A 25,516-nucleotide genomic window follows, 5' to 3' on the forward strand; every position below is an offset into this window, starting at 1 on the left:
AATGCTGGGGCCTAACCGGCGTGCTGCCGGCGCTGCGCACCCAAGGTCCCATCCTAGGTGCGCGCGGAACGCGGACTCACCCGAGGGTCCGCGAGAGCTCCTCGCCGAGAATCCGGGTGCCTTCGGGGAAGGCGCCCGGGTTGGGGCCCGCGTAGTTGAGCCGGATGAAAGGCCCGGCCGGTTCGGCGGGGAACCACTCCGTTCCGGCCGCAATGATGACGCCGGCGCTTTCGCAGTTCCGGGCGAGCTGTTCGACGTCGGTCCCGTCGGGAAGGCGTGCCCAGAGGTTCAGTCCACCTTTGGGAACGTTCTCGACGTGCGCCTGGGGTGCGTGCTGAAGCAGGCTCGTGAGCAGGAGATCGCGGCGGGACTGGAGCTGGTGCCGGAGGCTTTTCAGGTGGGTCTGCCAGCCCGGCTGCGTGACGACGTCGAGTGCCGCCGCCTGGAGCAGGCCACTGACATACATCGACTCGGCTGCCCGGTCGGCAAGGATGCGTTCGCGCGCAGGCCCGCGGGCGATGACGGCGGCCACACGGACGGCAGGGGAGACGCTTTTGGTCAGTGACCGGAGGTATACAACGTGGCCGGAGTCGTCGCGGGCCGCCACAGGCTGGGCTGTGGTGGTGATGCCGAAGTCGTGTGCCCAGTCGTCCTCGAGGAGGAAGGCGCCGTTTTTCCGCACGACGTCCAGCACCTGTTCGCAGCGCCGGCCGTCCCACTGCGCGCCGGTGGGGTTCGCGTAGTTCGGCTGGGCATAGAACATCCGTGCCCCCGTCTCCTCGAAGGCTCGGGCCAGTTCCTCCGGGTCGGGTCCGCCGGCGCCGCTGGGCACGGGGACGACCCGGACGCCGGCCTGCGCCGCGGCCAGGATGGCCCCCCAGTAGGTCGGGGACTCGACGAGGAGCGGCTGCCCGTGGCCGACGAGCGCCCTGAAGATGGAGCTGAGGCCGCTTTGGCTGCCCGGAAGCACGACGACGTCGCTCGGGGTTGGCGGGGAAATGCCGGCTGGGGTGGAGCTTCCGAGTTCGTGGGCGAACCAGGATTGCAGCTCGGGCAGCCCTGCAGCCGGGGGACGCGATAACGCCGCCTCGCCGCGGGCCGCCCGTGTAAGCGCTGCGCGCACCAGCCGCTCGGGCAGGAGTTCGCGGTCCGGATAGCCGGAATGGAACGCAATGACATCGTTCGGTGCGGTGCGCATCGCGGCGGAGGACGGCCGAAGCGGCGCCTGTGGTGATCGCAGGGCGGCCGTCTGCCAGCCGTAATCCGACGGCCGCGCTGTCCGGACGGCCCGCGCGAATGTCCCCACGCCTGGGCGGCTCTCGATGACACCCTCCCTCGTGAGGGCCTGCAGTGCCTTCTGGACGGTAACGGGGCTGGCCTGATACTCCGCGACGAGTGACCGGGTTGACGGCAGTCTGGACCCCGGTGCCGCGCCGGCGACCCATTCCCTCAGCCGCAACGCGATTCGCGAACTGCTATCGTTGTTCATGAGAGACAATAGTAGCGCTACTGTTCCAGTTCGCCCAGTGATATCGTCGCCGGCTGGAGTGTCACCCACTGGGTCACTCACTGGATCGTCCCGCGCCGGAATATGGTGGGGCCTCCTGGGAGTAGTGGCTTTCTCGTTCACCGTTCCTTTCACCCGCCTGGCGGTAGAGGGGCTCTCGCCGTTGTTCATCGGCTCGGCCCGGGCAGTGGTGGCGGCTGTCCTTGCCGCCGCGGCCCTGCTGCTGACGCGGCAGCGCCTGCCCCGCGGCGTGCAGTGGCGTCGCCTGGCGGTGGGCGCCGCCGGCGTCGTTGTCGGCTTCCCCCTGCTCACGTCCTTCGCACTCACCTCCGCGCCGGCCAGTCATGGGGCCGTGGTTATCGCCCTGCTTCCTGCTGCAACGGCGACGATGGCGGTCCTTCATGGCCGCGAGCGTCCACGAGTAGCATTTTGGGTCGCGACAGGAGCGGGGGCGACAGCCGCTGTCGGCTTCGCCGTCGCGCAGCCCGGTGGCTTTGGCCAGCTTCATTGGACGGACCTGTTGTTCTTCGGCGCTGTGCTGGCAGCTGCCGTGGGGTACGCCGAGGGTGGACTGCTGGCCCGCGAGCTTGGCGCGTGGCAGACCATATCCTGGGCCCTCGTCCTGGCCTCGCCCCTGATGGTGGGTCTTGTGGCTTTCTCCGTGTCCCAGCAGCCGCCCTCGGGCACTCCGGTGCAGTGGGCCGCCTTTGCTTACCTCGGCGTCGTCAGCATGTTTCTGGGCTTCTTTGCCTGGTACCACGGCCTCGCTATCGGGCCCATGGCCCGGGTGAGCCAGGTCCAGCTCGCCCAGCCGGTGATGAGCATCTGCTGGGCTGCGCTTCTGCTCGGCGAGCAGCTGACGTGGGCAGCCGTCTTCGGCGGAGCCGCCGTCGTACTCTGCGCCGGCGCCGCGGTCCGCGTACGGCTCAACCGGGAGCCAGCTCCGGCGGTGGTCAGGGGAGGACGACGGCGATCGGCGCACCCGGTTCTGCCACCCGCTCAAGCTCCCGCACGACGTCGTCCGCCTGGTCTGCCGTGAGGCCCTCCAGTGACTGGACGGCCCAGACTGCCGGGAACGTATTCGCGGCGAACGGCAGGCGGGTGGGCTCCGCCACCGACACGCTCAGGCGGCGGCCCATGGCGTACCTTACGTTGCCGTCGAAGGGATCAACGCCCGTGTAGTGGATGCCGGCCTGGACGAACCGGAGACCGTCGTCGCCCGGGCCGCAGCATACATCCAGCACTGCGTGCCTGCCCTGTGCCTTGAGCAGTGCGATGAAGGGTTCCAGCGAAGTTTCCGTCAGCAGAGTCATTGTGTTAACCAGTCTTGGTTAAAACCCGCCGAGTGTGAACCGCTGCGCCCACGGGAACCCGGAACCGCCGCCGCGGGCATGCTGCCCGCGGCGGCGGTGCTCGGTTGAAGCGGGATCAGTTAAAGACGACCGTCCGGTTGCCGTCCAGGAGCACGCGGTGTTCGGCGTGCCACTGCACGGCCTGGGCGAGGGTGCGGCCTTCCACGTCCCGGCCCATCTGCACGAACTGCTCCGGCGTGCGCGCGTGGTCCACCCGGATGACTTCCTGCTCGATGATCGGGCCCTCGTCCAATGCGGCAGTGACGTAGTGCGCGGTGGCACCGATCAGCTTCACGCCGCGGGCATGGGCCTGGTGGTACGGCTTGGCGCCCTTGAAGGACGGCAGGAAGGAGTGGTGGATGTTGATGGCCTTGCCGGTCAGCTCGGTGCACAAATCGTCGGAGATGATCTGCATGTAACGGGCCAGGACGGTCAGTTCGACGCCCTCTTCGGCGATGATCTTGCGCAGCTGATCCTCGGCTTGTTCCTTCGTGTCGGCCGTCACCGGGATGTAGTGGAACGGAATGCCGTAGAACTCGGCCAGCCCGGCCAGGTCGCGGTGGTTGGAGACAATGGCCGGAATCTCGATGGGCAGGGTGCCGGAGCGCTGCAGGAACAGGAGGTCGTTCAGGCAGTGGGCGGACTTGCTGGCCATCAGCAGGGTACGCACTTTGCGGCCCACGGGGTTCAGGCTCCACTGCATGCCAAAGGCCTCGGCCACCGGCTCCAGGGCCGCGACCACCTCAGTGTGGGGTGCGGTGGTGGTGGCTTCCACGCGCATAAAGAAGGTGCCGGTGGCTTCGCTGCCGTACTGCTGGGAGTCCGTAATATTGCAGCCCCCCACGAGCAGGGCGCCGGCCACGGCGTGGACGATTCCCGGGCGGTCGGGGCAGGACAGGGTTACTACGTACGATTTGGCGAGCTGGTCTTCATTCACGAAGAACAGCCTACCCGCGCGTCGGTCCCGCTTTTTGATAGTGTGGTGGCGTCGCAACTGGCGTTTGGGTGGCTAACCACCAGGGAGCGGCATTCACGAAGACCACGGATCGTACGCCTGGGCCGAGGGTCATGTTTTGCCGGTAGCGCTGCGCTTCTCGAAGAGCGGCCACCCCATTGCGCTGCGGCGCCCTGATAGAGCTGCGCCCGGAACGCTTTCCGGATGGTGGTCTTCGACGGGCGGAGCAACGTTCCAGCCGGTAGCCTGACCTTTAGCAGTGCCCATCCCTAGCCAGGAGTTCTTCGTGACTACTTCACCGACTTCCGTTAGCACCTCCTTCGTCAGCAATCAGCCGCTGGCTGAGCTCGATCCCGAGATCGCCGCAGTACTGGACCAGGAACTCGGCCGCCAGCGCGGCACCCTGGAAATGATCGCCTCCGAAAACTTCGCCCCCCGCGCGGTCATGGAAGCCCAGGGCTCCGTTCTGACCAACAAGTACGCCGAGGGCTACCCGGGCCGCCGCTACTATGGCGGCTGCGAGTACGTGGACGTCGCCGAGCAGTTGGCGATTGACCGGGTCAAGGACCTGTTTGGCGCCGAATACGCCAACGTCCAGCCGCACTCCGGTGCCCAGGCCAACGCGGCCGCGCTGTCCGCCATGATCACCCCCGGTGACAAGATCCTGGGCCTGTCCCTGGCCCATGGCGGACACCTCACGCACGGCATGAAGCTGAACTTCTCCGGCAAGCTCTACAACGTGGCCGCCTACCAGGTGGAGCAGGACAACTTCCGCGTTGACATGGACAAGCTCCGTGAGCAAGCCATCGCCGAGAAGCCGCAGGTGATCATCGCCGGCTGGTCCGCATACCCGCGCCACCTCGACTTCGCCGCGTTCCGCTCCATCGCCGATGAAGTGGGCGCCCTGCTCTGGACGGACATGGCACACTTCGCCGGCCTCGTTGCAGCAGGCCTGCACCCGAGCCCGGTGCCGCACTCCGACGTCGTCACCTCCACTGTGCACAAGACCCTCGCCGGCCCCCGCTCCGGTGTGATCCTGGCCAAGCAGGAGTGGGCCAAGAAGCTCAACTCCAATGTCTTCCCGGGCCAGCAGGGCGGACCGCTCATGCACGTCATCGCCGCCAAGGCCGTGGCCTTCAAGATCGCCGGCACCGCCGAATTCAAGGAGCGCCAGGAGCGCGTCCTGGAAGGCGCCAAGATCATCGCCGACCGCCTCAACCAGTCCGATGTTGCCGAGGCCGGCGTCTCCGTCCTCACCGGCGGCACCGACGTTCACCTGGTGCTGGTCGACCTGCGCAACTCGCAGCTGGACGGCCAGCAGGCCGAGGACCTCCTGCACTCCGTGGGCATCACCGTCAACCGCAACGCCGTGCCGTTCGACCCGCGCCCGCCGATGGTCACCTCCGGCCTGCGCATCGGCACCCCGGCCCTGGCCACCCGCGGCTTCGGCGCCACCGAATTCACTGAGGTTGCCGAGATCATTGCCACCGCCCTGAAGGCCGGCTCCGCCACGGACGTCGAGGCCCTGCAGGCCCGCGTGGACAAGCTCGCCGCTGACTTCCCGCTGTACCCGCAGCACGAGCAGTGGTAAACCCGTCTATGGCGCAGACCGCCAAGGTTCTTGACGGCAAGGCAGCCTCGGCTGCCATCAAGTCCGAGCTGGCTGAGCGTGTCGCGGCCCTGAAGGCCCGCGGCGTCACTCCGGGCATTGCCACCGTGCTCGTGGGCGCGGACCCCGCCTCTCAGCTGTACGTGTCCATGAAGCACAAGCAGTCTGTGAAGATCGGGATGAACTCGATCCAGCGCGAGCTTCCGGCGGACGCCACCCAGGCCCAGGTTGAGGCCCTCATTGACGATCTCAATGCGGACCCCGCCTGCCACGGCTACATCGTGCAGTTGCCGCTGCCCAAGCATCTGGACACGCACGCCATCCTCGAGCGGATCGACCCCGCCAAGGATGCCGACGGCCTGCACCCGACCAACCTTGGCCGGCTGGTGCTCAACGTCAACGACGAGATCACCTCGCCGCTGCCGTGCACGCCCCGTGGCGTCATCGAGCTCCTGGAGCGCAACGGCTACAGCCTCGCGGGCAAGCACGTCGTGGTGGTCGGCCGCGGCGTCACGATCGGCCGCTCGATCGGCCTGCTGCTTACCCGGCGGGCCGTGAACGCCACCGTGACGCTGACGCATACCGGAACCAAGAACCTTTCGGAGCTGCTGCGGCAGGCGGACGTTATTGTGGGCGCGGCGGGTGCCAAGCACATCGTCAAGGCTGCTGACGTAAAGCCGGGCGCCGCGGTGATCGACGTCGGTGTCACCCGTGAAACCGACCCCGAGACGGGCAAGAGCAAGGTCCACGGCGACATCGATCCCGCCGCTGCAGAGGTAGCTGGCTGGATTTCGCCGAACCCCGGCGGCGTCGGTCCCATGACCGTGGCGCTGCTCATGACCAACGTGGTCGAAGCCGCGGAACGCCAGGCGGGCATCAGCTGAACCGTCGCTCGAGCTGAACCGCTGCTCGAGCTGAACCGCTGATCGAGCTTGTCGAGATCCAGGGTTTCGCCCCCACCCGCCCCTGACCTCGCAAGCTCGGCCAGGAGCGTAGGGAGCCTACTCCTCCGGGAGTAGGCTCCCTACGCCGTTAAGCCGACGACGGTCCGGGCGTACCCGGCTAGGCTCGGACGTATGCAGCGCCGTTTCCGGGGACCGCCCACAGCAGCCATCGTGGTTGCCGTGGCCCTCTTCGAGGTGGTGGGCACCGTCTTCGCCTCCGCCCGGCAGCCGGACCACCGGCCGCTGGATGCCCTCGCGTTCGTCCTGCTGCTCGCGGGACCGGCCTCCCTGTCGTTCCGGCGCCGCGCTCCGCTGGTGATGCTTCCGGCCGCGGCGGCGTCCGTCGCGGCGTATCTGGCGCTCGGCTACGCGTGGGGTCCGGTGTTCCTGTCGCTGGCGCTGGCGATCGTGCTCTCCGCCGCGGCCGGGAAGCGCTGGCAGACCTGGACCGTGGCCGGCGCATGTGCAGCCGTCCTGGTGGCGGGCGCGGCAGTTGGCGGCGACGAGTTCGCCCTGATCCGGGCGTTCGCCGGCACCTCGTGGCTGGCCATTCTTGTGCTGCTGGGGGAGGGCGCGCGGCTGCGCACCGAACGGGTGGCGGAACGGCGCCGCCAGCACGAGGCCCGCGAACAGGCCGCCCGCGACGAGTACCGGCTGGCGCTCGCCCGGGACATCCACGACGTCGTCGCGCACTCACTGTCGCTCATTAACGTCCGCGCCTCGGTGGCGCTGCACCTGGGGGAGAAGGACCCCGCCCAGTTCCGTCCCGCACTGGAAGCCATCAAGGCGGCGAGCAAGGATTCGCTCGCGGAGGTCCGCCAGCTCCTGGGCGTGCTCCGCGAGGACGCCCCGCTGAGTCCCGCGCCGCCGCCGCGGCTGGATCGGATTCCCGGGCTAGCCGACGACGCCCGCCGCGCGGGGCTCGAGGTCAGCCTGACCCAGCCGGAGGCAGCTGCTGTGCAGCAGCTTCCGGACGCCGTACAGGAAGCGGCGTACCGGATCGTCCAGGAGGCCTTGACCAATGTGGTGCGGCATTCCGGAGCCAGGAAGGCCGCCGTCGTCCTTGCCCTGGAGGGCACGACGCCGGTGGGGAGCCCCGGAAAGCAGCTCACCGTGACCGTTGATGACGACGGCGCCGGGGCCACCGGGGTGCCGGAAGGCAACGGCGTGACGGGGATGCGGGAGAGGGCGGCCGCCGTGGGCGGTTCGCTGCACGTGGCGCCGCTGAACCTGGCGCCGCTGCATCCGGGCTGGCGGGTCCGCGCGGTGATACCGGTAGCCTGGCCGCTGGCCGGGCCCTTGCCGGGACCCGAACGGGAGGCGCGGTGATCCGCATCCTGGTGGCCGATGACCAGACCCTCATCCGCGCCGGCTTCCGCGCCCTCCTGAACGCCGAACCGGACATGGAGGTGGTGGCCGAGTGCGGCACCGGCCGCGACGCCGTCCGCCTGGCCGCCCGGGAGCGTCCCGACGTGGTGCTCATGGACATCCGGATGCCCGAGACGGACGGGCTGGCGGCCACCCGGAAGATCATGGCGGACCAGGGCCTCGCCGGCACGCGCATCATCATCCTCACCACCTTCGAACTGGACGAATACATCGCGGAGGCGGTGCGGGCCGGGGCGGCAGGGTTCCTGGTGAAGGACACCGAACCCGAGGAGTTGCTCCGGGCCGTGCGCGTGGTCCACGACGGAGACGCGCTGCTCTCGCCGTCGGTCACCCGGCGCATCATGGCCCAGCTGGCGCTGCAGTCCCGGGCGACGGCGGCTCCGGTGTCGCTGGCGAACATCACCGAGCGTGAGCGTGAAGTCCTGCGGCTCGTGGGCGAGGGCCTGAACAACGCCGAGATTGCGGAGCGGCTGGTGATCACGCCGCTCACCGCCAAAACGCACGTCTCGCGCATCATGACCAAGCTGCTGGTCCGGGACCGGGCGCAGCTGGTGGTGCTGGCCTACGAATCGGGGCTAGTCCGGCCCGGCTGGACCGGCTGAGGCAGCAGGCTCGTGACTCCCGGCGGAGTATGCGGGGCACCCAAGGTGACTCCCGGCGTCGGACGACCCGCCGCCGTCGGACGGCCAGACTCGAACCAGAGCCGAAAGACGGCCCTTACCGAGATTTTGGGAGCACGACATGACTTCATCCCCAGCCACCACTTTCGCGGTCCAGTCCGCGCAGCTGCTGGCCGATCCCGTCGCCCACGGCCCGTGGGGCACAGGATTCTCGCCATGGTTCCTGCTGTTCCCGCTGTTCTGGATCCTGGTGATCGGACTGTTCATCTTCTTCGCCCGGCGCACCTGGCGCAGGAACCACGAGTGGGCCACTGCCCGCGGCGGCGAAAGCGTCCTGCGCGAGCGCTACGCACGCGGCGAAATTGACGAGACCGAATACCACCAGCGGCTGGAGGTCCTGCGGGGGGATCCGCGGGGGAACCGCAGATAACGCCCGCCGCAACGCGGGGTCGGATATCGCCCGATTATGCGTCCCCATTGGGCGACATCTGACCCTCCCCACCCGCCCCCTTCCCTCGCAAGTCCGATCCGGCTCCCTGCCCTCACAAGCTCGGGCCGGGGCCCTCGCCGGAGCGGCTCCACGGCCAGGGAACCCGGCGGGCGTGGGCCACGTTGCTGTTCGGGTTTTTGAGATTTAGCTATTCCTTTGGCCTCCGCCGCGTACTAGCGTGATGGGGTGCCCGAACTCCATTCCGCTGAAGGAACGTCCAAGAAGCCTGTGCCCGCTAACGAAACAGGTCCCGAGAGAGATAAAGAGCCCGCCGCGCCGCGGTACGTGATTACCGCAGAGAACCTGACCAAGACCTACGGCGACGTCACCGCCGTCGACGGCATTTCCTTCAGCGTTCCAGCGGGGGAGTCCTTCGGGCTACTCGGGCCGAACGGCGCGGGTAAGTCCACCACCATGAAAATGATCGGCGGAGTGTCCCAGCGGACGTCCGGGAACCTGACCATCATGGGGCTGGATCCCGAGCAGAACGGGCCCGAGGTGCGCGCGCACCTGGGCGTGGTGCCGCAGCAGGACAACCTGGACGAGGAACTCAAGGTCCGGGACAACCTGCTGGTCTACGGCCGCTACTTCGGCCTGCCCATGAGCTACCTCAAGCCCAAGGCCGACGAACTGCTCGAGTTCGCGCAGCTGACGGACAAGGCCAAGTCCAAGGTGGACGCCCTGTCCGGCGGCATGAAGCGCCGCCTCACCATCGCGCGCTCGCTGATCAATGAGCCCCGCATCCTGCTGCTCGACGAGCCCACCACCGGCCTGGACCCGCAGGCGCGGCACATCCTGTGGGACCGGCTGTTCCGCCTGAAGGAGCAGGGCGTCACGCTGATCCTCACCACGCACTACATGGATGAGGCGGAGCAGCTTTGCGACCGGCTGATCGTGGTGGACAAGGGCCGGATCATGGCGGAGGGCTCGCCGGCTGCGCTCATCCGGGACTACTCCACCCGCGAGGTCCTGGAGCTGAGGTTCGGATCGGAGCGCAACGCCAGCATCGGGGCCGAGCTCGAGGGCATCGGCGAACGCCTGGAAACGCTCCCGGACCGGGTGCTCATCTACACACACGACGGCGAGGCCGCGCTGGAGGAAGTCTCGGCGCGAGGGCTGCGCCCGCTGACGTCGCTGGTGCGCAGGTCCTCGCTGGAGGACGTGTTCCTCCGGCTTACCGGCAGGAGCCTCGTTGACTGAGCCGTCCACCGCCGGGCGCGCTGCCGGATCAGCCAGCGGAGAGGCCAGCGCCAGTTCGTCGGAAAGCCCGACGGCGGGACGCACCTTGCGCGCGCACCCTCCCGAGGTGTCGGCCGCCAAGGCGCGGCGCTGGGGCGCCTTTTACTACGCCGAGCAGGTCCTGCGCGTCATGAAGGGGTACGGCTGGTCCATCTTCCTGTACAGCGTGGGCCAGCCCGCCGCGTACCTCTTCGCGATGGGCGTCGGCCTGGCCACGCTGGTGGACACCAGCGCTGTCTCCGCGTTCGGCGGCGTCAGCTACATCGCCTTCATCGCCCCGGCACTGCTCGTCTCTGCCGCGGTCATGACCGCCGCCACCGAATTCACGTTCCCCGTGATGGACGGCTTCAAATGGCGCCGCGTCTACTACGGGCCGCACGCCTCCCCGCTCACACCGGAGCAGATCGCGGCCGGCCAGATCATCGCGGTGACCCTGCGGTTCCTGCTGCAGTCCGTCATCTACTTCGCCATCGTCGCCCTGTTTGGCGCATCACCCAGTGGCTGGGGCTGGGGCTCCGTGCTGGTGGCAACCCTGGCCGGGCTCTCGTTCGGCCTGCCGCTCATGGCCTACGCCACATCCATCAAGGAGGACAAGGGCCAGTTCGCCATGGTGATGCGGTTCATCGTCATGCCGCTGTTCCTGTTCTCCGGCACGTTCTTCCCGCTGGACACCCTGCCCGTGCTGGTCCGTTGGATCGGCTGGATCTCACCCATCTGGCACGGCACGGAGCTGGGCCGGGTGATGACCTTCGGCTACGAGGAATCCCCGGTGCTGACCATCATCCATGTCCTGTTCCTGCTGGGCCTGGCCTGGTTCGGCTGGGTCCTCACCAAGCGCCAATTCATCAGGAGGATGGGGCAGTGACACTCCTGACCCAAGGCCACGCCGTCACCGAGGAAGCCCGGAACCGGCGCTTCGGCCCGCTGTATTCGCGCAACGCCCGGGCGGTGATCGGGCGCGGGCTGATGGCCACCAAGAGCAGCAACTGGATGGTCATGCTGTCCGGGTTTTTCGAGCCGGTACTGTTCCTGATTTCCATGGGCGTCGGGATGGGTGCCGTGGTGGGCTCCGTCGCCGGTCCGGGCGGCCAGGAGATCAGCTATGCGGCGTACATCGCGCCGGCGCTCCTTGCGGTCTCGGCCATGAACGGGGCGGTGTACGACTCCACCTGGAACGTCTTCTTCAAGATGAACTTCGCCAAGCTCTACCAAGGGATGCTGTACACCTCGCTCGGGCCCCTGGACGTGGCCATCGGTGAGATCTTCCTGGCCCTGCTGCGCGGCCTGTTGTACGCCACCGGGTTCACGGCGGTCATGGGGCTGATGGGCCTGATCACCACCCCGTGGGCGCTGCTGATGATTCCGGCCTCGGTGCTGATCGCGTTCGGGTTCGCCAGTTTCGGCATGGGCATCACGAGCTTCATGAAGACCTTCCAGCAGATGGACTGGGTGAACTTCATCATGCTGCCGATGTTCCTGTTCAGTGCCACCTTCTATCCGCTGAGCGTCTACCCCGAGTACATCCAGTGGCTGATACAGGCCATGCCGCTGTGGCACGGCGTGGAGCTGCTGCGACAGATCAGCGCGGCCTCCTTCACGCCGGCGACGGCCATCCACGTGGGCTACTACCTGGTGATGATCGTGCTGGGCCTCATGCTCACCACCGGCAGGCTGCGGAGCCTGTTCCTGAAGTAGCGCTGCTTTCCGGGTGAGGTGTCCGCCGGCTGCACGCCTGCAGATGTTCGCCGCCGGTGGAAGCGTCCTGGTGCGGTCCGGGGATTTGAGAGAATAGCTTCATGCAATCTCTGGGCAGCTCCAAGTCTTCATCCACCCCGGGCCGGGGCGGATTTTCCATGTTCCGCATCAGCGGTCCGGGCCTGCTGGTCCTTATCACCGCCTTCCTGGTGGCAGTGATCTTCGCCGCCAACCAGAACGACGTCGTCGGCTGGGTTGTTGCGGTCATCGCGCTGTTCTGGCTGGCGCTGGCGTCCTTCGTGGTCTTCAGCATCCAGCGGGCGGCCAAGAAGGCCGGGGCGAAGATCAACGAGGCACACAACGCGTTCAATGCCGCCGCAGGCCGCGCGCCCTCCACCGTTTCGGCCGACCACGGCGGAACCCGTCTGGTCCGCGAACGCGGCGAGGTGGAGGAGATCCGGGACATGAAGCTCGACCACTCCTTCAAGATCGTGCAGGTACAGGTGCGCGTGGTGGAGCAGGAGCGGGCCAAGGGCGCAGCCGCGGACCAGGACACCATCCGCCGCGCCCTGGAGACCATCGAAATCACCGCCACCAACGCACGTGACATGATCAAGTCGTCCGGCGGCTCCGGCGAGCCCGTGACCGGAACCATCATCGACTAGAGTGGAACGGGTGAGCTCGGCATTGAAGAAGGACCACCTTCGCATCGCAACAGTCAACGTCAACGGCCTCCGTGCTGCCTACAAAAAGGGCATGTCCGAATGGCTCGCGACCCGCGAAGTGGACATCCTGACGCTGCAGGAAGTCCGGGCCCCTGACGCCATCGTCCGCCAGCTCATCGGGGAAGGGTGGCACATCCTGCACGCGGAAGCCGAGGCCAAGGGCCGCGCCGGCGTCGCCATCGCCTCCCGCGAGGAGCCTCTCGTTACCCGCGACCACATCGGCGATGACTACTTCGCCACCGCCGGCCGCTGGGTGGAGGCGGACTTCCGGGTCCGCGACGCCGAGGGCAACGCGTCCCAGCTGACCGTTGTGAGCGCCTACGTGCACTCCGGCGAGGCCGGCACCCCCAAGCAGGAGGACAAATACCGCTTCCTGGATGTCATGAGCACGCGTCTGCCCGAGCTCACCAAGCACAGCGACCACGCCCTGGTCACCGGTGACCTGAACGTCGGCCACACCGAGCTGGACATCAAGAACTGGAAGGGCAACGTCAAGCGTGCCGGCTTCCTGCCCGAGGAGCGCGCCTACTTTGACCGCTTCTTCGGTGAGGAAATCGGCTGGAAGGATGTTCACAGGGGCCTGGCGGGTAACGTCAACGGCCCCTACACCTGGTGGTCGCAGCGCGGCCAGGCCTTCGACAACGACACCGGCTGGCGCATCGACTACCACCTGGCCACCCCCGCCCTCGCGGCCGCAGCAGTTTCGGCCGTCGTGGACCGGGCGCCCTCGTGGGACACCCGCTTCTCTGACCATGCCCCGCTGGTAGTGGACTACCGGCTCTAGTTCCAAAGGCTCCGACGAATGACCTCCACTTCCACCGTGACCGACGCCGCAGCTGCGCAGCCCGAAGCAGCAAACGGAACCCAGGCGGCTGCCGGGATCCGGCACCGCATCCTGTCCGGCATGCAGCCCTCCGCCGACTCGCTGCACCTTGGCAACTACCTCGGCGCCCTCGTGAACTGGGTGCGGATGCAGGATGAGTACGACGCCATCTTCTTCATCCCGGACCTGCACGCCATCACAGTTCCCCAGGACCCCGCCGAGCTGGCACGCCGGACGCGGGTCACGGCGGCGCAGTACATCGCCGGCGGCGTGGACGTGGACAAGTGCACCCTGTTCGTCCAGTCCCAGGTTCCCGAACATGCCCAGCTGGCCTGGGTCCTGAACTGCATCACGGGCTTCGGCGAAGCGTCCCGCATGACACAGTTCAAGGACAAGGCGCAGAAGCAGGGCTCGGATCAGGCGAGCGTGGGCTTGTTCACCTACCCCGTCCTGCAGGCCGCGGACATCCTGCTGTACCAGCCCCACGGCGTTCCGGTGGGCGAGGACCAGCGCCAGCACGTCGAGCTCAGCCGCGACCTTGCCACCCGGTTTAACTCCCGCTTCGGCGAGACCTTCACCGTGCCTAAGCCCTTCATTCAGCTGGAATCCGCGAAGATCTACGATCTGCAGAACCCCACCGCCAAGATGTCCAAGTCGGCAGAATCCCCGGCCGGGCTGATCAACCTGCTGGATGATCCGAAGGTCATCGCCAAGCGGATCAAGTCGGCGGTCACGGACACGGAGACAGAAATCCGGTTCGAGCGGGAAACCAAGCCTGGGGTCTCGAACCTGCTGACCATTTACTCGGCCATCACGGGCCGGTCTGTGGATGCACTCGTTGGCGACTACCAGGGCAAGATGTACGGCCACCTCAAGGTGGACCTTGCCGAGGTGGTGACGGAGCGCCTGACCCCGATCCGCGACCGCGCGAACGAGCTGCTGGCCGACCCGGCCGAGCTGGACCGGCTGCTGGCCCACGGCGCCGACAAGGCCCGCGCAATCGCCTCTGCCACCCTCGCAGATGTCTATGCCAAGACCGGCTTCCTGCCATATGCCGGAGCCCGCTAGCGAGATGCCGGCGCCTATGCCCGCCAACAGCGGAGTCAGCAACGGAATGAGCCTAGGGGTCATTCTGGGCTTCCCGCCTGAAATCGCCGAGGAACTGCAGCGGTGGCGGGCGTCCTTCGGGGACCCCATGGCCACCGTCATCCCGGCGCACATCACGCTGGTCACCACCACGCCCACCCATGACTGGGAAGCGGCCCGTGACCACGTGCGGCAGGTGGCCCGGAAGCAGGCGCCGTTTATGGTGACCATCTGCGGAACGGGGTCCTTCCGGCCCGTCTCCCCGGTGGTCTTCATCAACGTGGAGGACGGCTTCCGGGAATGCGTCGACCTGCACGAAAAGCTCCAGACCGGGCCGCTCGAACGTGAGCTGCCTTTTGCCTACCATCCCCATGTGACCATTGCCCACGACGTCGCACCCGAGAGCCTCGATGAGGCCGAAACGGTGCTGAAAGACTACAGGGCCACCTTCCCGGTGGTTAGCATGGGACTTTACGAGCACGACACCGACGGTATTTGGCAGCTACGGGAAGAGCTTGACTTTGGTACCGAACCAGACGACGAACGGGACGCACTCCGGGCAACAAACGCCGACGGAGCCACCGCTCCCCACTGAGCGTGCGCAGCTGTTGCTGGAGGTCATCCGCAAGCAGGTGGAGTGGGGCAAGGCTCGCAGGTCCGGCCAGGGAGCGTTTCCCCAGCTCATGGCCCTGGTCCAGTGGCTCCAGGCCCGGCTGAACGCCTTCCGGCCGATGCGGGCCTGGCAGCACTTCACCCGGCAGCACGGCCCGCTGATGAGCGCGGGCACCGGCTTCAACATGTTCTTCTCCATCACCGGTCTGCTGGCTACAGGCTTCTCAATCGCGGGTCTGGCGCTCCGCGGCCAGCCCGCGCTCCTGGACCGAATCACCGCCAGCGTGGCCGAAAGCGCCCCCGGGCTGCTGAAGGTCGACGGCGGCGACGGGCTGGTGGACCCGAAGGACCTCCTGAACCCGGACGGACTCGGCTGGACGGCAGTGATCGCCGCCGTCGTCACCATCGTTACGTCCCTGGGCTGGATCGCCGGCCTCCGGGAGGGGCTCCGCGGCGTGATGATGCTGGGACCGCTCAAACTCAATCCCGTGATCCTCAAACTGCACGACGCCGGTACCTTGCTTCTGCTCGGCGTCGCCCTGATCATCAGCTCGGGTGCGTCCCTCGTGTTCGGCACCGCGGCGGGCTGGGCGATGGAGCAGCTCCGCCTGGACCCGGCCGTGGCCGGCCCGCTGGCGGCCCTGATTAAGATCGCCGTGCCGCTGGTCCTGAGCTGGATCACGGCGCTGATCATGTTCCGCCTGGCCGGCGGCCTGAAGCTGTCCCGGCGGGCGCTGCTGGAAGGAACGATCCTCGCGGGCGTGGGCACCACTGTGCTGCAGGTCTTCAGCACCGAACTGCTGGCCGGTGCCGGACGCAACCCCATCCTGGCGCCGTTCGCGATCATCATCGGGCTGCTGATCTGGTTCAACCTGGTCAGCCGGGTTTACCTTGTGGCCGCGTCCTGGTCAGCCATCCGTGAGGAGGATCTGAAGGCCTCGCCTGCAGCCAAGACCACCGGCTGGGGGTCACGGCAGGTGCAGCCCGGAAAGACGCCCGTGGAAGTGCGCCACCCGGCCGAGCACCCGCGCCCCGTGGGCGTCAGTGTCCGGCGTCGAGGTACTGGTCGGCCCACGCCGCGATAATCTTCGCCGCCCGCGCCGCCTGCCCCTTGCCGGTCAGCAGGTGGTCGCTGCCCTCCAGCGAGACGAAGTTCCGCGGATGGCGGGCGGTCTGGAAGATCGTGCTGGCGTTCTCGATGCCCACGGTGTTGTCCGTGGGGGAGTGCAGGACCATCAGGGGCTTGTGTAGCCGCTTGATGCAGTCCGTGAGGTCGGCGTTCTCGAGGTCCTCCACGAAATGCCGGCGGATCTCCACGCGCTTGCCGCCCAGGTCCACCTCGGCGCTGCCTTCGCTGAGGATCTTGTCGAGCGCCGCATCGAAGACGTGGGCCACATGCTTGGGGGAGAAGGGCGCCCCGACGGTAGCGACCGCATCGAGTTCCGGGATTTCGGACGCGGCCGCGAGGACGGCGGCGCCGCCGAAGGAATGCCCCACCAGCAGTGAGATGGCCCGGCCCTCGGCCCGCATGTACTCCGCAGCCCGGACGGTGTCCGCCACCTTGTGGCTGAAGGACCCTGCTGACCACTGGCCCGCTGAGCCGCCGAGGCCCACGTTATCGAAACGGAGCATGCCGATCCCGTTGTCCGCCAGCGCCTTGCACATCCGGGACGCCGCGGGGCTGTCCTTGCCCAGCGTGAAGCCGTGCGAAAAGACGCCCCAGCCCTTCACCGGGCCGTCCGGCACATCGAGGATGCCGGAGAGCAGTTCGCCGGTGGTGCCTTGGAACGAGACTTTTTCGGAGCGGTGCATCTGTGTCCTCCTGGTGGTTGAGCTGGGCCCACGCCCGCCGGGTTCCCTGGCCGAGCTTGCGAGGTCAGGGGGCGGGTGAGGAGAAACCGGGACCTCGACGGGCTCGATCACCAGTATCTGAAACGACGACGGCGCCGCTCACCGTACGTTTACCGTACGTGGTGAGCGACGCCGTCGTCCGCGTTAAATCCTTAGATCTTGCGGGCCAGGATGGCCTGCTTGACCTCTGCGATGGCCTGCGTGACCTGGATGCCGCGGGGGCATGCCTCTGAGCAGTTGAAGGTGGTGCGGCAGCGCCACACGCCTTCCTTGTCGTTGAGGATCTCCAGGCGCATGTCGCCGGCGTCGTCACGGGAGTCGAAGATGAACCGGTGGGCGTTCACGATTGCTGCCGGGCCGAAGTACTGGCCATCGGTCCAGAACACGGGGCAGGAGGACGTGCACGCGGCGCACAGGATGCACTTGGTGGTGTCGTCGAAGCGCTCACGGTCCTCGGCGGACTGCAGGCGTTCCTTCGTGGGTGCGTGGCCCTTGTTGATGAGGAACGGCATGACCTCGCGGAAGGACTGGAAGAACGGCTCCATGTCCACGATCAGGTCCTTCTCCACCGGCAGGCCCTTGATGGGTTCCACGGTGATGGGCTTGGACGTGTCCAGGTCCTTCAGCAGGGTCTTGCAGGCAAGGCGGTTGCGTCCGTTGATGCGCATGGCATCGGAACCGCAGACGCCGTGGGCGCAGGAACGGCGGAAGGAGACGCTGCCGTCAATTTCCCATTTCACCTTGTGCAGGGCGTCCAGCACACGGTCGGTGCCGTACATGGTCAGTTTGTACTCGTCCCAGGTGGCCTCCTCGGAGACCTCCGGGTTGTAGCGGCGGACGCGCATGGTGATGTCGAACGTCGGGATTTCCCCGCCGCCGCCAACACCGGCGGGAAGTTCGATCTTGGAGGCTGGCTCAGCAAGTTCAGCGGACATATTAGTACTTCCTCACCATCGGCTCGTAGCGCGTAAAGACAACCGGCTTGGTGGCAAGCCGGACACCGGCGATTGCCTCCTCCGCGGAACCGTCGGCCGGTGCGTGGTCTTCTTTGTACGCCATGGAGTGCTTCATGAATTTTTCGTCGTCGCGGTCCGGGAAGTCCTCGCGGAAGTGGCCGCCGCGGGATTCCTCACGGTGCAGGGCAGCAACCGTCATGACCCGTGCCAGTTCCAGCAGGAACCCGAGCTCAACGGCCTCGAGCAGGTCAAGGTTGAAGCGCTTGCCCTTGTCCTGGACGTTGATGCGCTGGTACCGCTCCTCGAAGGACTCGATGTCCCTGAGGACCTGGTTGAGCGTGTCAGCCGTGCGGAACACCTGCATGTTGGCGTCCATGGTGTCCTGCAGCTCCTTGCGGATCGCGGAAACCTTCTCCGTGCCGTTCGCGTTGCGGGCCACATCCAGCAGCCGGATGGTGAAGTCTTCCGGGTTCTCCGGCAGCTCCACGAAGTCGGCCGTCTTGGCGTATTCGGCGGCCGCAATGCCGGCGCGCTTGCCGAACACGTTGATGTCCAGCAGGGAGTTGGTGCCCAGGCGGTTGGAGCCGTGCACGGACACGCAGGCCACCTCGCCGGCAGCGTACAGGCCCGGAACCACGGTGTCGTTGTCCTGCAGGACCTCGGTGGTGATGTTCGTCGGGATGCCGCCCATGGCGTAGTGCGCCGTCGGGAAGACGGGGACCGGCTCCGTGTAGGGTTCCACGCCGAGGTAGGTGCGGGCGAACTCGGTGATGTCCGGCAGCTTGGCGTCGATGTGGGCGGGCTCAAGGTGCGTCAGGTCAAGGAGCACGTAGTCCTTGTTCGGACCGCAGCCGCGGCCTTCGCGGACCTCGTTGGCCATGGAGCGGGCCACGATGTCACGCGGAGCGAGGTCCTTGATGGTGGGGGCGTAACGCTCCATGAAGCGCTCACCCTCGGAGTTGCGCAGGATGGCGCCTTCACCGCGGGCGGCCTCGGACAGGAGGATGCCCAGGCCGGCGAGGCCGGTCGGGTGGAACTGGAAGAACTCCATGTCCTCCAGGGGGATGCCGCGGCGGAACGCGATCCCCATGCCGTCACCGGTCAGGGTGTGGGCGTTCGAGGTGGTCTTGAAGACCTTGCCGGCGCCGCCGGAGGCGAACACCACGGACTTGGCCTGGAAGACGTGCAGCTCGCCGGAGGCGAGGTCGTAGGACACAACGCCAGCCACGCGCTTTTGCTTGAACGGCGTGCCGTCTTCGCGCACGGCGTCTTCCTCGACGGTCAGGAGGTCCAGGACGTAGTACTCGTTGTAGAACTCAACGTTGTGCTTGACGCAGTTTTGGTACAGGGTCTGGAGGATCATGTGGCCCGTACGGTCGGCGGCGTAGCACGCGCGGCGCACCGGAGCCTTGCCGTGGTCACGGGTGTGGCCGCCGAAGCGGCGCTGGTCGATGCGGCCCTCGGGCGTGCGGTTGAACGGCAGGCCCATCTTCTCGAGGTCCAGCACCGCGTCGATGGCTTCCTTGGCCATGACCTCGGCGGCGTCCTGGTCAACCAGGTAGTCGCCGCCCTTAATGGTGTCGAAGGTGTGCCATTCCCAGTTGTCTTCCTCGACATTGGCCAGGGCTGCACACATGCCGCCCTGCGCCGCGCCCGTGTGGGAGCGGGTGGGGTACAGCTTGGTCAGTACTGCTGTTCGCGCACGCTGACCGGACTCGATCGCGGCGCGCATCCCGGCGCCACCGGCACCGACGATGACGACGTCGTACTTATGGACCTGCATACCAGACGCTCTTTCTCTCAAAATTCGCAATAAAACAGCGGGCGGTCTTAGCCGTCTCCGCACAAAACTGCGGCCCGCCAGTGGATGGCGGGCCGCCACGGGATGCTACGCGGGGCAGAAGCCGCCGGGCAGCTGGACGCCGTCCACCACCGGGCACGGGTTGAAGGTGAAGATCACCAGGGTGCCGAGGATGATGATGACGGCAGAGGCTGCGTAGAGGACCATCTTGAGCCAGAAGCGGGTGGAGTCCTTCTCGGCGTAGTCGTTGATGATGGTGCGCACGCCGTTGGTGCCGTGCAGCATGGCGAGCCACAGCATGGCCAGGTCCCAGAACTGCCAGAACGGATCTGCCCACTTGCCGGCTACGAAGCCGAAGTCGATGGCGTGGATGCCTTCGCCCACCAGGAGGTTCACGATGAGGTGGCCGAAGATCAGCACGACCAGGACCACGCCGGAGAGGCGCATGAACAGCCAGGCCAGCATTTCGAAGTTGCCGCGCGAGTTGCCGTTGCGGCGGTATTTCGGGGCGATCTTGCCGGACTCGGGCTTGCCGGCGATCTGTCCGCTGCGCGGGGACTGGATCTCAGTTGCAGACATGGCTTAGTGACCTCCGAGCGCGAGGGACAAGTGGCGGATGGCGAAGGCGACCATGGTGACGACCCACAGGCCCAACACCACCCAGAGCATCTGACGCTGGTACTTGGCGCCCTTCTTCCAGAAGTCGACAGCGATGATCCGCAGGCCGTTGAAGGCGTGGAATACGATCGCTGCGACGAGGCCCGTTTCACCCAGGGCCATCAGCGGGTTCTTGTAGGCACCGATTACTGCGGTATAGGCCTCAGGCGACACCCTCACCAGGGAGGTGTCCAGCACATGGACCAACAAGAAGAAAAAGATCACTACACCAGTAATGCGGTGTCCAACCCAAGACCACATGCCCTCACGGCCGCGGTACAAGGTGCCAGCTGGTTTCGTCGGCACTGAATAAACCTCCCTGCAAAACAGTGGCGCTGGCGTGGGATCCACGCGGGGGGAACGCCTACTGCGAGAGCACTCGTAGCTCAGGCCTAAATCTAGGCTTCGCTCACAGCTTATTCAATTCAGGCGTTCCTTGCCCGCCACGTACTGTACGGATTTTCGACTATTTTGAGACGAAGACCACATCTATTGCCACTGTATCCACATGCTGGCGGGCCGCGAAAGACCGCCCTGAGGTGCGTCGGCTAAAGTAGGGCGTGATGAGTAACGACAAAGTGATAAGCCAGGATTCACCTCTCAGCCGTTTTATCGCTGTGATTCCTGCAGGCGGTGTGGGGACCCGCCTCTGGCCTCTGTCACGTGCAGCAGCTCCCAAATTCCTTCATGACCTCACCGGTTCCGGCAGCACGCTCCTGCGTGCCACCTACGACCGTCTTGAACCGCTGGCAGGCAACCGCGTCCTCGTGGTCACTGGCGTGGCGCACCGGAACGCCGTGTGCAGCCAGCTGCCCGAGGTTCAGGACGGCGACCTCGTGCTCGAGAGTGAACCCAAGGACTCCGGGGCCGCCATCGGTCTGGCCGCAGCCATCCTGCACCAGCGGGACCCGGACATCATCATGGGTTCCTTCGCAGCGGACCACGTGATCAGCCCGGACGGTCTCTTCCAGGACGCCGTCCGCGAAGCCATCCACACCGCCGCAGCCGGCAAAATCGTGACCATCGGCATCAAGCCGACGCACCCATCCACGGGCTTCGGTTACATCCGGTCCGGAAACTCGCTGAACATCCCCGGCGCGCCCAGCGCCCAGGCGGTGGTGGAGTTCGTGGAGAAGCCGGACGAGGAGGTCGCCCAGCAGTACGTGGACAGCGGCGAGTACGTCTGGAACGCAGGCATGTTCGTAGCGCCCGTTTCCCTCATGCTCAAGCACCTGGAAGCGAACCAGCCCGAGCTGTTCAACGGCCTCCAGGAAATCGCACAGGCCTGGGACACCCCGCAGCGGGACGAAGTCACGGCCCGGATCTGGCCCACCCTGCCCAAGATCGCCATTGACTACGCGGTGGCCGAGCCCGCAGCGGTGGCCGGGGACGTCGCCGTCGTGCCCGGCTCCTTCCGCTGGGACGACGTCGGTGACTTCGCCTCTGTGGGCCGGCTCAACAGCGCCAAGGAAGTGGACGAGGTGACCGTCCTCGGCGAGGGCGCCCGCGTCTTCACCGAAAACGCCAGCGGCGTGGTGGTCTCGGACACCAAACGCGTCATCGCGCTGATCGGTATCAAGGATGTCGTCATTGTGGACACCCCGGATGCGCTGCTGGTCACCACCAAACAGCACTCCCAGCGGGTGAAGCAGGCAGTGGACGCGCTGAAGGCCAGCGGCGACACCGACGTTCTCTAGCAGGCCGACCATATTGGAGGGCGCCGCAAGCAATCCGGCGCCCTCCAATAATGCTTTAACCAGAAATCCGGCGCCCTCCAGCCCTAGCTAAAGCCGAGACGGCGAACACGTAACGCGGAGAAGGCGATGCCGCTAATTTTCGCGGCGTCGCTACAGTTGAGATGTGCGCAATTACACTACTGAAGCTGAGCCCACCGCCCTGGTGGGGCCGTGGCTAGAGCCCCTGCTGCCGGAACTGATCGATTTTCGCCGTGACCTGCATGCGCACCCCGAACTGTCCTTCAGGGAATTTCGGACCACCGACAAGCTGGCGGAGCGGCTCGAGGCTGCAGGCCTCGAGCCCCGCCGGCTGGAGGGCACCGGCCTGACCGTGGACATCGGCGAGGGCCCGATCGCCACGGCGCTGCGCGGCGACATCGATGCGCTCCCGATCATCGAGGAAACGGGACTGCCCTTCGCCTCGAAGAACCACGGCGTCACGCACGCCTGCGGCCACGACGTACACACCACCACCATGCTGGGCATCGCACTGGTGTTGCACGGCATGCACCAGGAGTCCCCGCTGGGCGGCACCGTGCGCATCATCTTCCAGCCCGCCGAGGAAACCATGCCCGGCGGGGCGCACTCCTGCATCGAGCAGGGCGTCCTGGAAGGTGTGCCCCGCATCCTGGCACTGCACTGCGACCCGCGCATCGAAGTCGGCAAGATCGGCACGCGCATCGGCGCCATCACCTCGGCGTCGGACACCATCAGGATCGAACTGTCCGGCCGCGGCGGGCACACCTCGCGCCCGCACCTGACCGAGGACCTCGTTTTCGCGCTGGCGCAGATCGCCGTGAACGTGCCGGCCGTCCTGTCCCGCCGGGTGGATGTCCGCAGCGGCGTCTCCGTGGTGTGGGGACACATCTCCGCGGGCTCGGCGCCCAACGCGATCCCCGGCACCGGATACATGGCAGGGACCATGCGGTGCCTGGACCGCGACGCCTGGCACAGCGCCGGTGAACTGCTGGATGAAGTGGTGCACCAGGTGGCCGCGCCCTATGGCGTCGACGTGAGACTGGAGCACACCCGGGGTGTTCCTCCGGTGGTCAACTCCGAGCATGAGACGGCACTGATCGAGGCCGCGGCGCGCGCCGAGATCGGTGAGGGTGCAGTGGTGCTGACCCCGCAGTCCATGGGCGGGGAGGACTTCGCCTGGTTCCTCGCCGAGCTGCCGGGAGCCATGATGCGCCTCGGCACCAAGACTCCCGGCGGCGAGGAGTACGACCTGCACCGCGGCGACTACATCCTGGACGAGCGTGCCCTCGGCTTCGGTATCCAGGTCCTCACCGCCGCAGCGCTCCGCACCATCCGCGACCTCTAGGCGCACCACCTTCCAGCGCGAACGGACACCTAAGCCCCGATTCCAGGGCAGCAAGTGTCCGTTCGCGCTTTCCTTTGCCCAAGGTAAGTTGTGCGCAATTGAATTGCCCGCTACCGTTGTGGGTATGCCCGATGCTCCCCGTCTTGACCGCCAAGTGTGCTTTGCCCTCTACTCCGCGTCGCGGGCTGCCACCGCCGTCTACCGCCCGCTCCTGGAGGAGCTGGGCCTGACGTACCCGCAGTACCTTGTCATGCTGGTGCTCTGGGAAAACGAGCCGCGCGGCGTGCGGGAACTGGGGGAGGAGCTTGGGCTCGACTCCGGAACCCTCTCGCCCCTTCTGAAGCGGCTCGAAGCGCTGGGACTCGTTGAGCGGCGGCGCTCGGCCGCGGATGAACGCCGCGTCGCGGTGCACCTGACCGACGCGGGCAAGGCCCTGAGCGGCAAAGCCTCCGGCGTGCCCCAGCACCTCGCTGCCGCAGCGGGCCTGAGCCCCGGCGAGCTTGACCAGCTGCGCGAAACCCTCGGCAAGCTCACAGCAGCCCTGCACGATTCGCTCTAACGCAGCGCCCAGAACGACAAACCACCAGACTTCCCCAGGAAGAAGGAAACACATTGAAGACTCTCTACACAGCCGAGGCCCTGGCGTCCGGCGAAGGCCGCGACGGTTCCGCGCGAACCAAGGACGGCAAACTCGACGTCAACCTCGCCAGCCCGGTGGAGCTGGGCGGCAGCGGCCAGGGCACTAACCCGGAGCAGTTGTTTGCCGCCGGCTATGCGGCATGCTTCCACTCCGCGCTCCGCGTGGTCGGCCGGCAGGCCCGGGCAGACCTTACGGACTCCGCTGTCGCCGCCAAGATCCACTTCGGCGCCCTCGAGGACCGCGACGGCTACGGCCTGGCCGCAGAGCTGGAAATTGCCCTCCCCGCACTGGACCGCGGCACTGCCGAGAGCCTCATGGCCAAGGCGCACACCATTTGCCCGTACTCCAACGTGACGCGCGGCAACATGGACGTCGCACTCACGCTCGTGGAGTTCGCAGCGTGAGCGCGGGCGCAGCAACAGCATTGCCGGTGACCACCCGGGAGATCCAGCTGGCCTCCCGGCCGGAAGGGCGGCCGGTCCCGGACAACTTCAGGCTTGCCGAGACGGCAGTCCCGGCCCTCAAGGAGGGCGAGGTCCTGGTCCGGAACCTGTTCATCTCGGTGGACCCCTACATGCGCGGCCGCATGAACGACGCCAAATCCTATTCAGCGCCGTTTGCGCTGGACAAAGCGCTCGACGGCGGTGCGGTGGGTGAGGTGATCGCGTCCCGGTCCGATGAGCGCAAGGTGGGGGACGTCGTCGTACATCAACTCGGCTGGCGGGAGCATGCGGTGGTGGACGCGGAGCGGACAACTCCCGCGGACACGGACCTCGCCCCGGCCTCAGCCTTCCTGGGTGCATTGGGCATGACGGGACTCACCGCGTACGCAGGCCTGCTGAAGGTTGCGGAGTTCAAGCCCGGGGATGCCGTGTTCGTCTCGGGCGCCGCCGGCGCAGTGGGCTCGCTCGTGGGGCAGATCGCCAAGGCGATGGGGGCGTCAAAGGTTATTGGCAGCGCGGGCACACCGGAAAAAGTTGCCCGGCTGCTGGACCTGGGCTTCGACGCGGCGTTCAACTACCGCGATGCCCCGGTCCTGGACCAGCTGAAGGCCGCCGCCGGCAGCGATGGCATAGACGTGTACTTCGACAACGTCGGCGGCGACCACCTCGAAGCCGCACTGTCCGTCCTGAACGTGGGCGGCCGCGTGGCCATGTGCGGCGCCATCGCCCAGTACAACTCGACGGAGCCGCCGGCTGCGCCGCGCAACCTTGCCGTGGCTATCGGGAAGCAGCTCACGCTGCGCGGGTTCTTGGTGGGCGGCCAGCGCCAGCACGCCGCCGAGTTCGCCGGGCGGATGGCCGGCTGGCTGGCCGACGGCACCGTCCGGTACGACGAGACGGTGGTTGACGGCCTGGAGAACGCGCCGCAGGCCTTCATGGACATGCTCGACGGCGGGAACACCGGGAAGATGCTCGTCCGGCTTTAACCCGGGGTAACAGTCGTCACCCCCGAGCGCGGACGGACACTTAGGCCCCTGCTGAGGGGCCACAAGTGTCCGTTCG

At 66.9% G+C, this 25,516-nt stretch carries 27 protein-coding genes; 19 read left to right on the forward strand and 8 right to left on the reverse strand.

Annotated features, from left to right (window positions below):
- Positions 1 to 76: 76 nt before the first annotated feature.
- On the reverse strand, positions 77 to 1,489 hold the full coding sequence (locus J7I85_RS08525) for a PLP-dependent aminotransferase family protein (RefSeq protein ID WP_214849844.1): 1,413 nt from the start codon (positions 1,487 to 1,489) through the stop codon (positions 77 to 79).
- Between J7I85_RS08525 and J7I85_RS08530 the strand changes: the two genes are divergently transcribed.
- Positions 1,488 to 2,546: a DMT family transporter gene (locus J7I85_RS08530; protein WP_214849847.1), complete on the forward strand. Its 1,059-nt coding sequence runs from the start codon at positions 1,488 to 1,490 to the stop codon at positions 2,544 to 2,546. The two genes, J7I85_RS08525 and J7I85_RS08530, sit on opposite strands and share 2 nt — an antisense overlap.
- Here the strand turns inward: J7I85_RS08530 and J7I85_RS08535 are convergent.
- Positions 2,461 to 2,820 carry a class I SAM-dependent methyltransferase gene (locus tag J7I85_RS08535; protein ID WP_214849850.1) on the reverse strand — a complete coding sequence of 120 codons (360 nt, stop codon included), beginning with the start codon at positions 2,818 to 2,820 and terminating at the stop codon, positions 2,461 to 2,463. The two genes, J7I85_RS08530 and J7I85_RS08535, sit on opposite strands and share 86 nt — an antisense overlap.
- A 115-nt stretch (positions 2,821 to 2,935) precedes the next feature.
- A complete protein-coding gene (purU, locus tag J7I85_RS08540) occupies positions 2,936 to 3,796 on the reverse strand; it encodes a formyltetrahydrofolate deformylase (RefSeq protein WP_214849861.1) in 861 nt (286 codons plus the stop codon).
- Between the two features lie 304 nt (positions 3,797 to 4,100).
- On the opposite strand from purU, the gene glyA reads away from it, so the two are divergent.
- The 13 genes from glyA to J7I85_RS08605 all read left to right on the forward strand — a co-directional run bounded on the left by glyA (position 4,101) and on the right by J7I85_RS08605 (position 16,131).
- A complete protein-coding gene (glyA, locus tag J7I85_RS08545; protein ID WP_214849863.1) occupies positions 4,101 to 5,405 on the forward strand; it encodes a serine hydroxymethyltransferase in 1,305 nt (434 codons plus the stop codon).
- Between the two features lie 8 nt (positions 5,406 to 5,413).
- Positions 5,414 to 6,307 (forward strand): bifunctional methylenetetrahydrofolate dehydrogenase/methenyltetrahydrofolate cyclohydrolase, encoded by an 894-nt coding sequence (locus J7I85_RS08550; RefSeq protein ID WP_214849865.1) that lies wholly within the window; start codon positions 5,414 to 5,416, stop codon positions 6,305 to 6,307.
- Between the two features lie 192 nt (positions 6,308 to 6,499).
- Complete coding sequence (locus J7I85_RS08555; protein WP_214849868.1) at positions 6,500 to 7,696, forward strand: sensor histidine kinase; 1,197 nt, start codon at positions 6,500 to 6,502, stop codon at positions 7,694 to 7,696.
- A complete protein-coding gene (locus J7I85_RS08560; RefSeq protein WP_214849870.1) occupies positions 7,693 to 8,358 on the forward strand; it encodes a response regulator transcription factor in 666 nt (221 codons plus the stop codon). The genes J7I85_RS08555 and J7I85_RS08560 overlap by 4 nt, the downstream gene beginning before the upstream one ends.
- Positions 8,359 to 8,497: 139 nt before the next feature.
- On the forward strand, positions 8,498 to 8,806 hold the full coding sequence (locus J7I85_RS08565; protein WP_214849873.1) for an SHOCT domain-containing protein: 309 nt from the start codon (positions 8,498 to 8,500) through the stop codon (positions 8,804 to 8,806).
- A gap of 288 nt (positions 8,807 to 9,094) precedes the next feature.
- Positions 9,095 to 10,066 carry an ABC transporter ATP-binding protein gene (locus J7I85_RS08570; RefSeq protein WP_214851182.1) on the forward strand — a complete coding sequence of 324 codons (972 nt, stop codon included), beginning with the start codon at positions 9,095 to 9,097 and terminating at the stop codon, positions 10,064 to 10,066.
- Between the two features lie 85 nt (positions 10,067 to 10,151).
- Positions 10,152 to 10,970: an ABC transporter permease gene (locus J7I85_RS08575; protein WP_214851180.1), complete on the forward strand. Its 819-nt coding sequence runs from the start codon at positions 10,152 to 10,154 to the stop codon at positions 10,968 to 10,970.
- Entirely contained in the window at positions 10,967 to 11,800 is an 834-nt protein-coding gene (locus J7I85_RS08580; RefSeq protein WP_214849886.1) for an ABC transporter permease, read from the forward strand. The genes J7I85_RS08575 and J7I85_RS08580 overlap by 4 nt, the downstream gene beginning before the upstream one ends.
- A gap of 101 nt (positions 11,801 to 11,901) precedes the next feature.
- A complete protein-coding gene (locus tag J7I85_RS08585; RefSeq protein ID WP_214849889.1) occupies positions 11,902 to 12,465 on the forward strand; it encodes a hypothetical protein in 564 nt (187 codons plus the stop codon).
- Positions 12,466 to 12,475: 10 nt separating this feature from the next.
- Positions 12,476 to 13,309, forward strand: coding sequence for an exodeoxyribonuclease III (locus J7I85_RS08590; RefSeq protein WP_214849892.1), 834 nt, complete (start codon positions 12,476 to 12,478; stop codon positions 13,307 to 13,309).
- 18 nt (positions 13,310 to 13,327) lie between these two features.
- Positions 13,328 to 14,416: a tryptophan--tRNA ligase gene (gene trpS / locus J7I85_RS08595; protein ID WP_214849895.1), complete on the forward strand. Its 1,089-nt coding sequence runs from the start codon at positions 13,328 to 13,330 to the stop codon at positions 14,414 to 14,416.
- Positions 14,417 to 14,432: 16 nt separating this feature from the next.
- A complete protein-coding gene (locus J7I85_RS08600) occupies positions 14,433 to 15,029 on the forward strand; it encodes a 2'-5' RNA ligase family protein (protein WP_251024097.1) in 597 nt (198 codons plus the stop codon).
- Positions 15,030 to 15,066: 37 nt separating this feature from the next.
- The gene (locus J7I85_RS08605; RefSeq protein WP_214851195.1) at positions 15,067 to 16,131 is read left to right on the forward strand and encodes a YihY/virulence factor BrkB family protein; all 1,065 of its coding nucleotides are present in this window, start codon (positions 15,067 to 15,069) and stop codon (positions 16,129 to 16,131) included.
- On the opposite strand, the gene J7I85_RS08610 is transcribed toward J7I85_RS08605, so the two are convergent.
- From J7I85_RS08610 to sdhC, 5 genes are all read right to left on the reverse strand, one after another.
- A complete protein-coding gene (locus J7I85_RS08610; protein ID WP_214849910.1) occupies positions 16,088 to 16,858 on the reverse strand; it encodes a S9 family peptidase in 771 nt (256 codons plus the stop codon). The genes J7I85_RS08605 and J7I85_RS08610 overlap by 44 nt on opposite strands.
- 191 nt (positions 16,859 to 17,049) lie before the next feature.
- Positions 17,050 to 17,832, reverse strand: coding sequence for a succinate dehydrogenase iron-sulfur subunit (locus J7I85_RS08615; RefSeq protein ID WP_214849913.1), 783 nt, complete (start codon positions 17,830 to 17,832; stop codon positions 17,050 to 17,052).
- 1 nt (position 17,833) lies between these two features.
- Positions 17,834 to 19,636, reverse strand: coding sequence for a succinate dehydrogenase flavoprotein subunit (gene sdhA / locus J7I85_RS08620; protein ID WP_214849915.1), 1,803 nt, complete (start codon positions 19,634 to 19,636; stop codon positions 17,834 to 17,836).
- A 105-nt stretch (positions 19,637 to 19,741) separates the two neighbouring features.
- Positions 19,742 to 20,233: a succinate dehydrogenase hydrophobic membrane anchor subunit gene (locus tag J7I85_RS08625; protein WP_102970629.1), complete on the reverse strand. Its 492-nt coding sequence runs from the start codon at positions 20,231 to 20,233 to the stop codon at positions 19,742 to 19,744.
- Between the two features lie 3 nt (positions 20,234 to 20,236).
- Positions 20,237 to 20,617: a succinate dehydrogenase, cytochrome b556 subunit gene (sdhC, locus tag J7I85_RS08630; protein WP_076798412.1), complete on the reverse strand. Its 381-nt coding sequence runs from the start codon at positions 20,615 to 20,617 to the stop codon at positions 20,237 to 20,239.
- A gap of 257 nt (positions 20,618 to 20,874) precedes the next feature.
- Here sdhC and J7I85_RS08635 point away from each other — a divergent pair, with 257 nt between their 5' ends.
- The 5 genes from J7I85_RS08635 to J7I85_RS08655 all read left to right on the forward strand — a co-directional run bounded on the left by J7I85_RS08635 (position 20,875) and on the right by J7I85_RS08655 (position 25,440).
- Entirely contained in the window at positions 20,875 to 22,008 is a 1,134-nt protein-coding gene (locus tag J7I85_RS08635; protein WP_214849918.1) for a mannose-1-phosphate guanylyltransferase, read from the forward strand.
- A 163-nt stretch (positions 22,009 to 22,171) separates the two neighbouring features.
- Entirely contained in the window at positions 22,172 to 23,371 is a 1,200-nt protein-coding gene (locus J7I85_RS08640; RefSeq protein ID WP_214849921.1) for an amidohydrolase, read from the forward strand.
- 124 nt (positions 23,372 to 23,495) lie between these two features.
- Positions 23,496 to 23,930: a MarR family winged helix-turn-helix transcriptional regulator gene (locus J7I85_RS08645; protein WP_214849934.1), complete on the forward strand. Its 435-nt coding sequence runs from the start codon at positions 23,496 to 23,498 to the stop codon at positions 23,928 to 23,930.
- A 53-nt stretch (positions 23,931 to 23,983) separates the two neighbouring features.
- Positions 23,984 to 24,415: an organic hydroperoxide resistance protein gene (locus J7I85_RS08650; protein ID WP_214849937.1), complete on the forward strand. Its 432-nt coding sequence runs from the start codon at positions 23,984 to 23,986 to the stop codon at positions 24,413 to 24,415.
- Positions 24,412 to 25,440, forward strand: a complete 1,029-nt coding sequence (locus J7I85_RS08655; RefSeq protein WP_214849939.1) for an NADP-dependent oxidoreductase — start codon at positions 24,412 to 24,414, stop codon at positions 25,438 to 25,440. The genes J7I85_RS08650 and J7I85_RS08655 overlap by 4 nt, the downstream gene beginning before the upstream one ends.
- Positions 25,441 to 25,516: the final 76 nt, after the last annotated feature.

This window comes from Arthrobacter sp. ISL-65, assembly GCF_018613795.1.
Classification (GTDB): domain Bacteria; phylum Actinomycetota; class Actinomycetes; order Actinomycetales; family Micrococcaceae; genus Arthrobacter.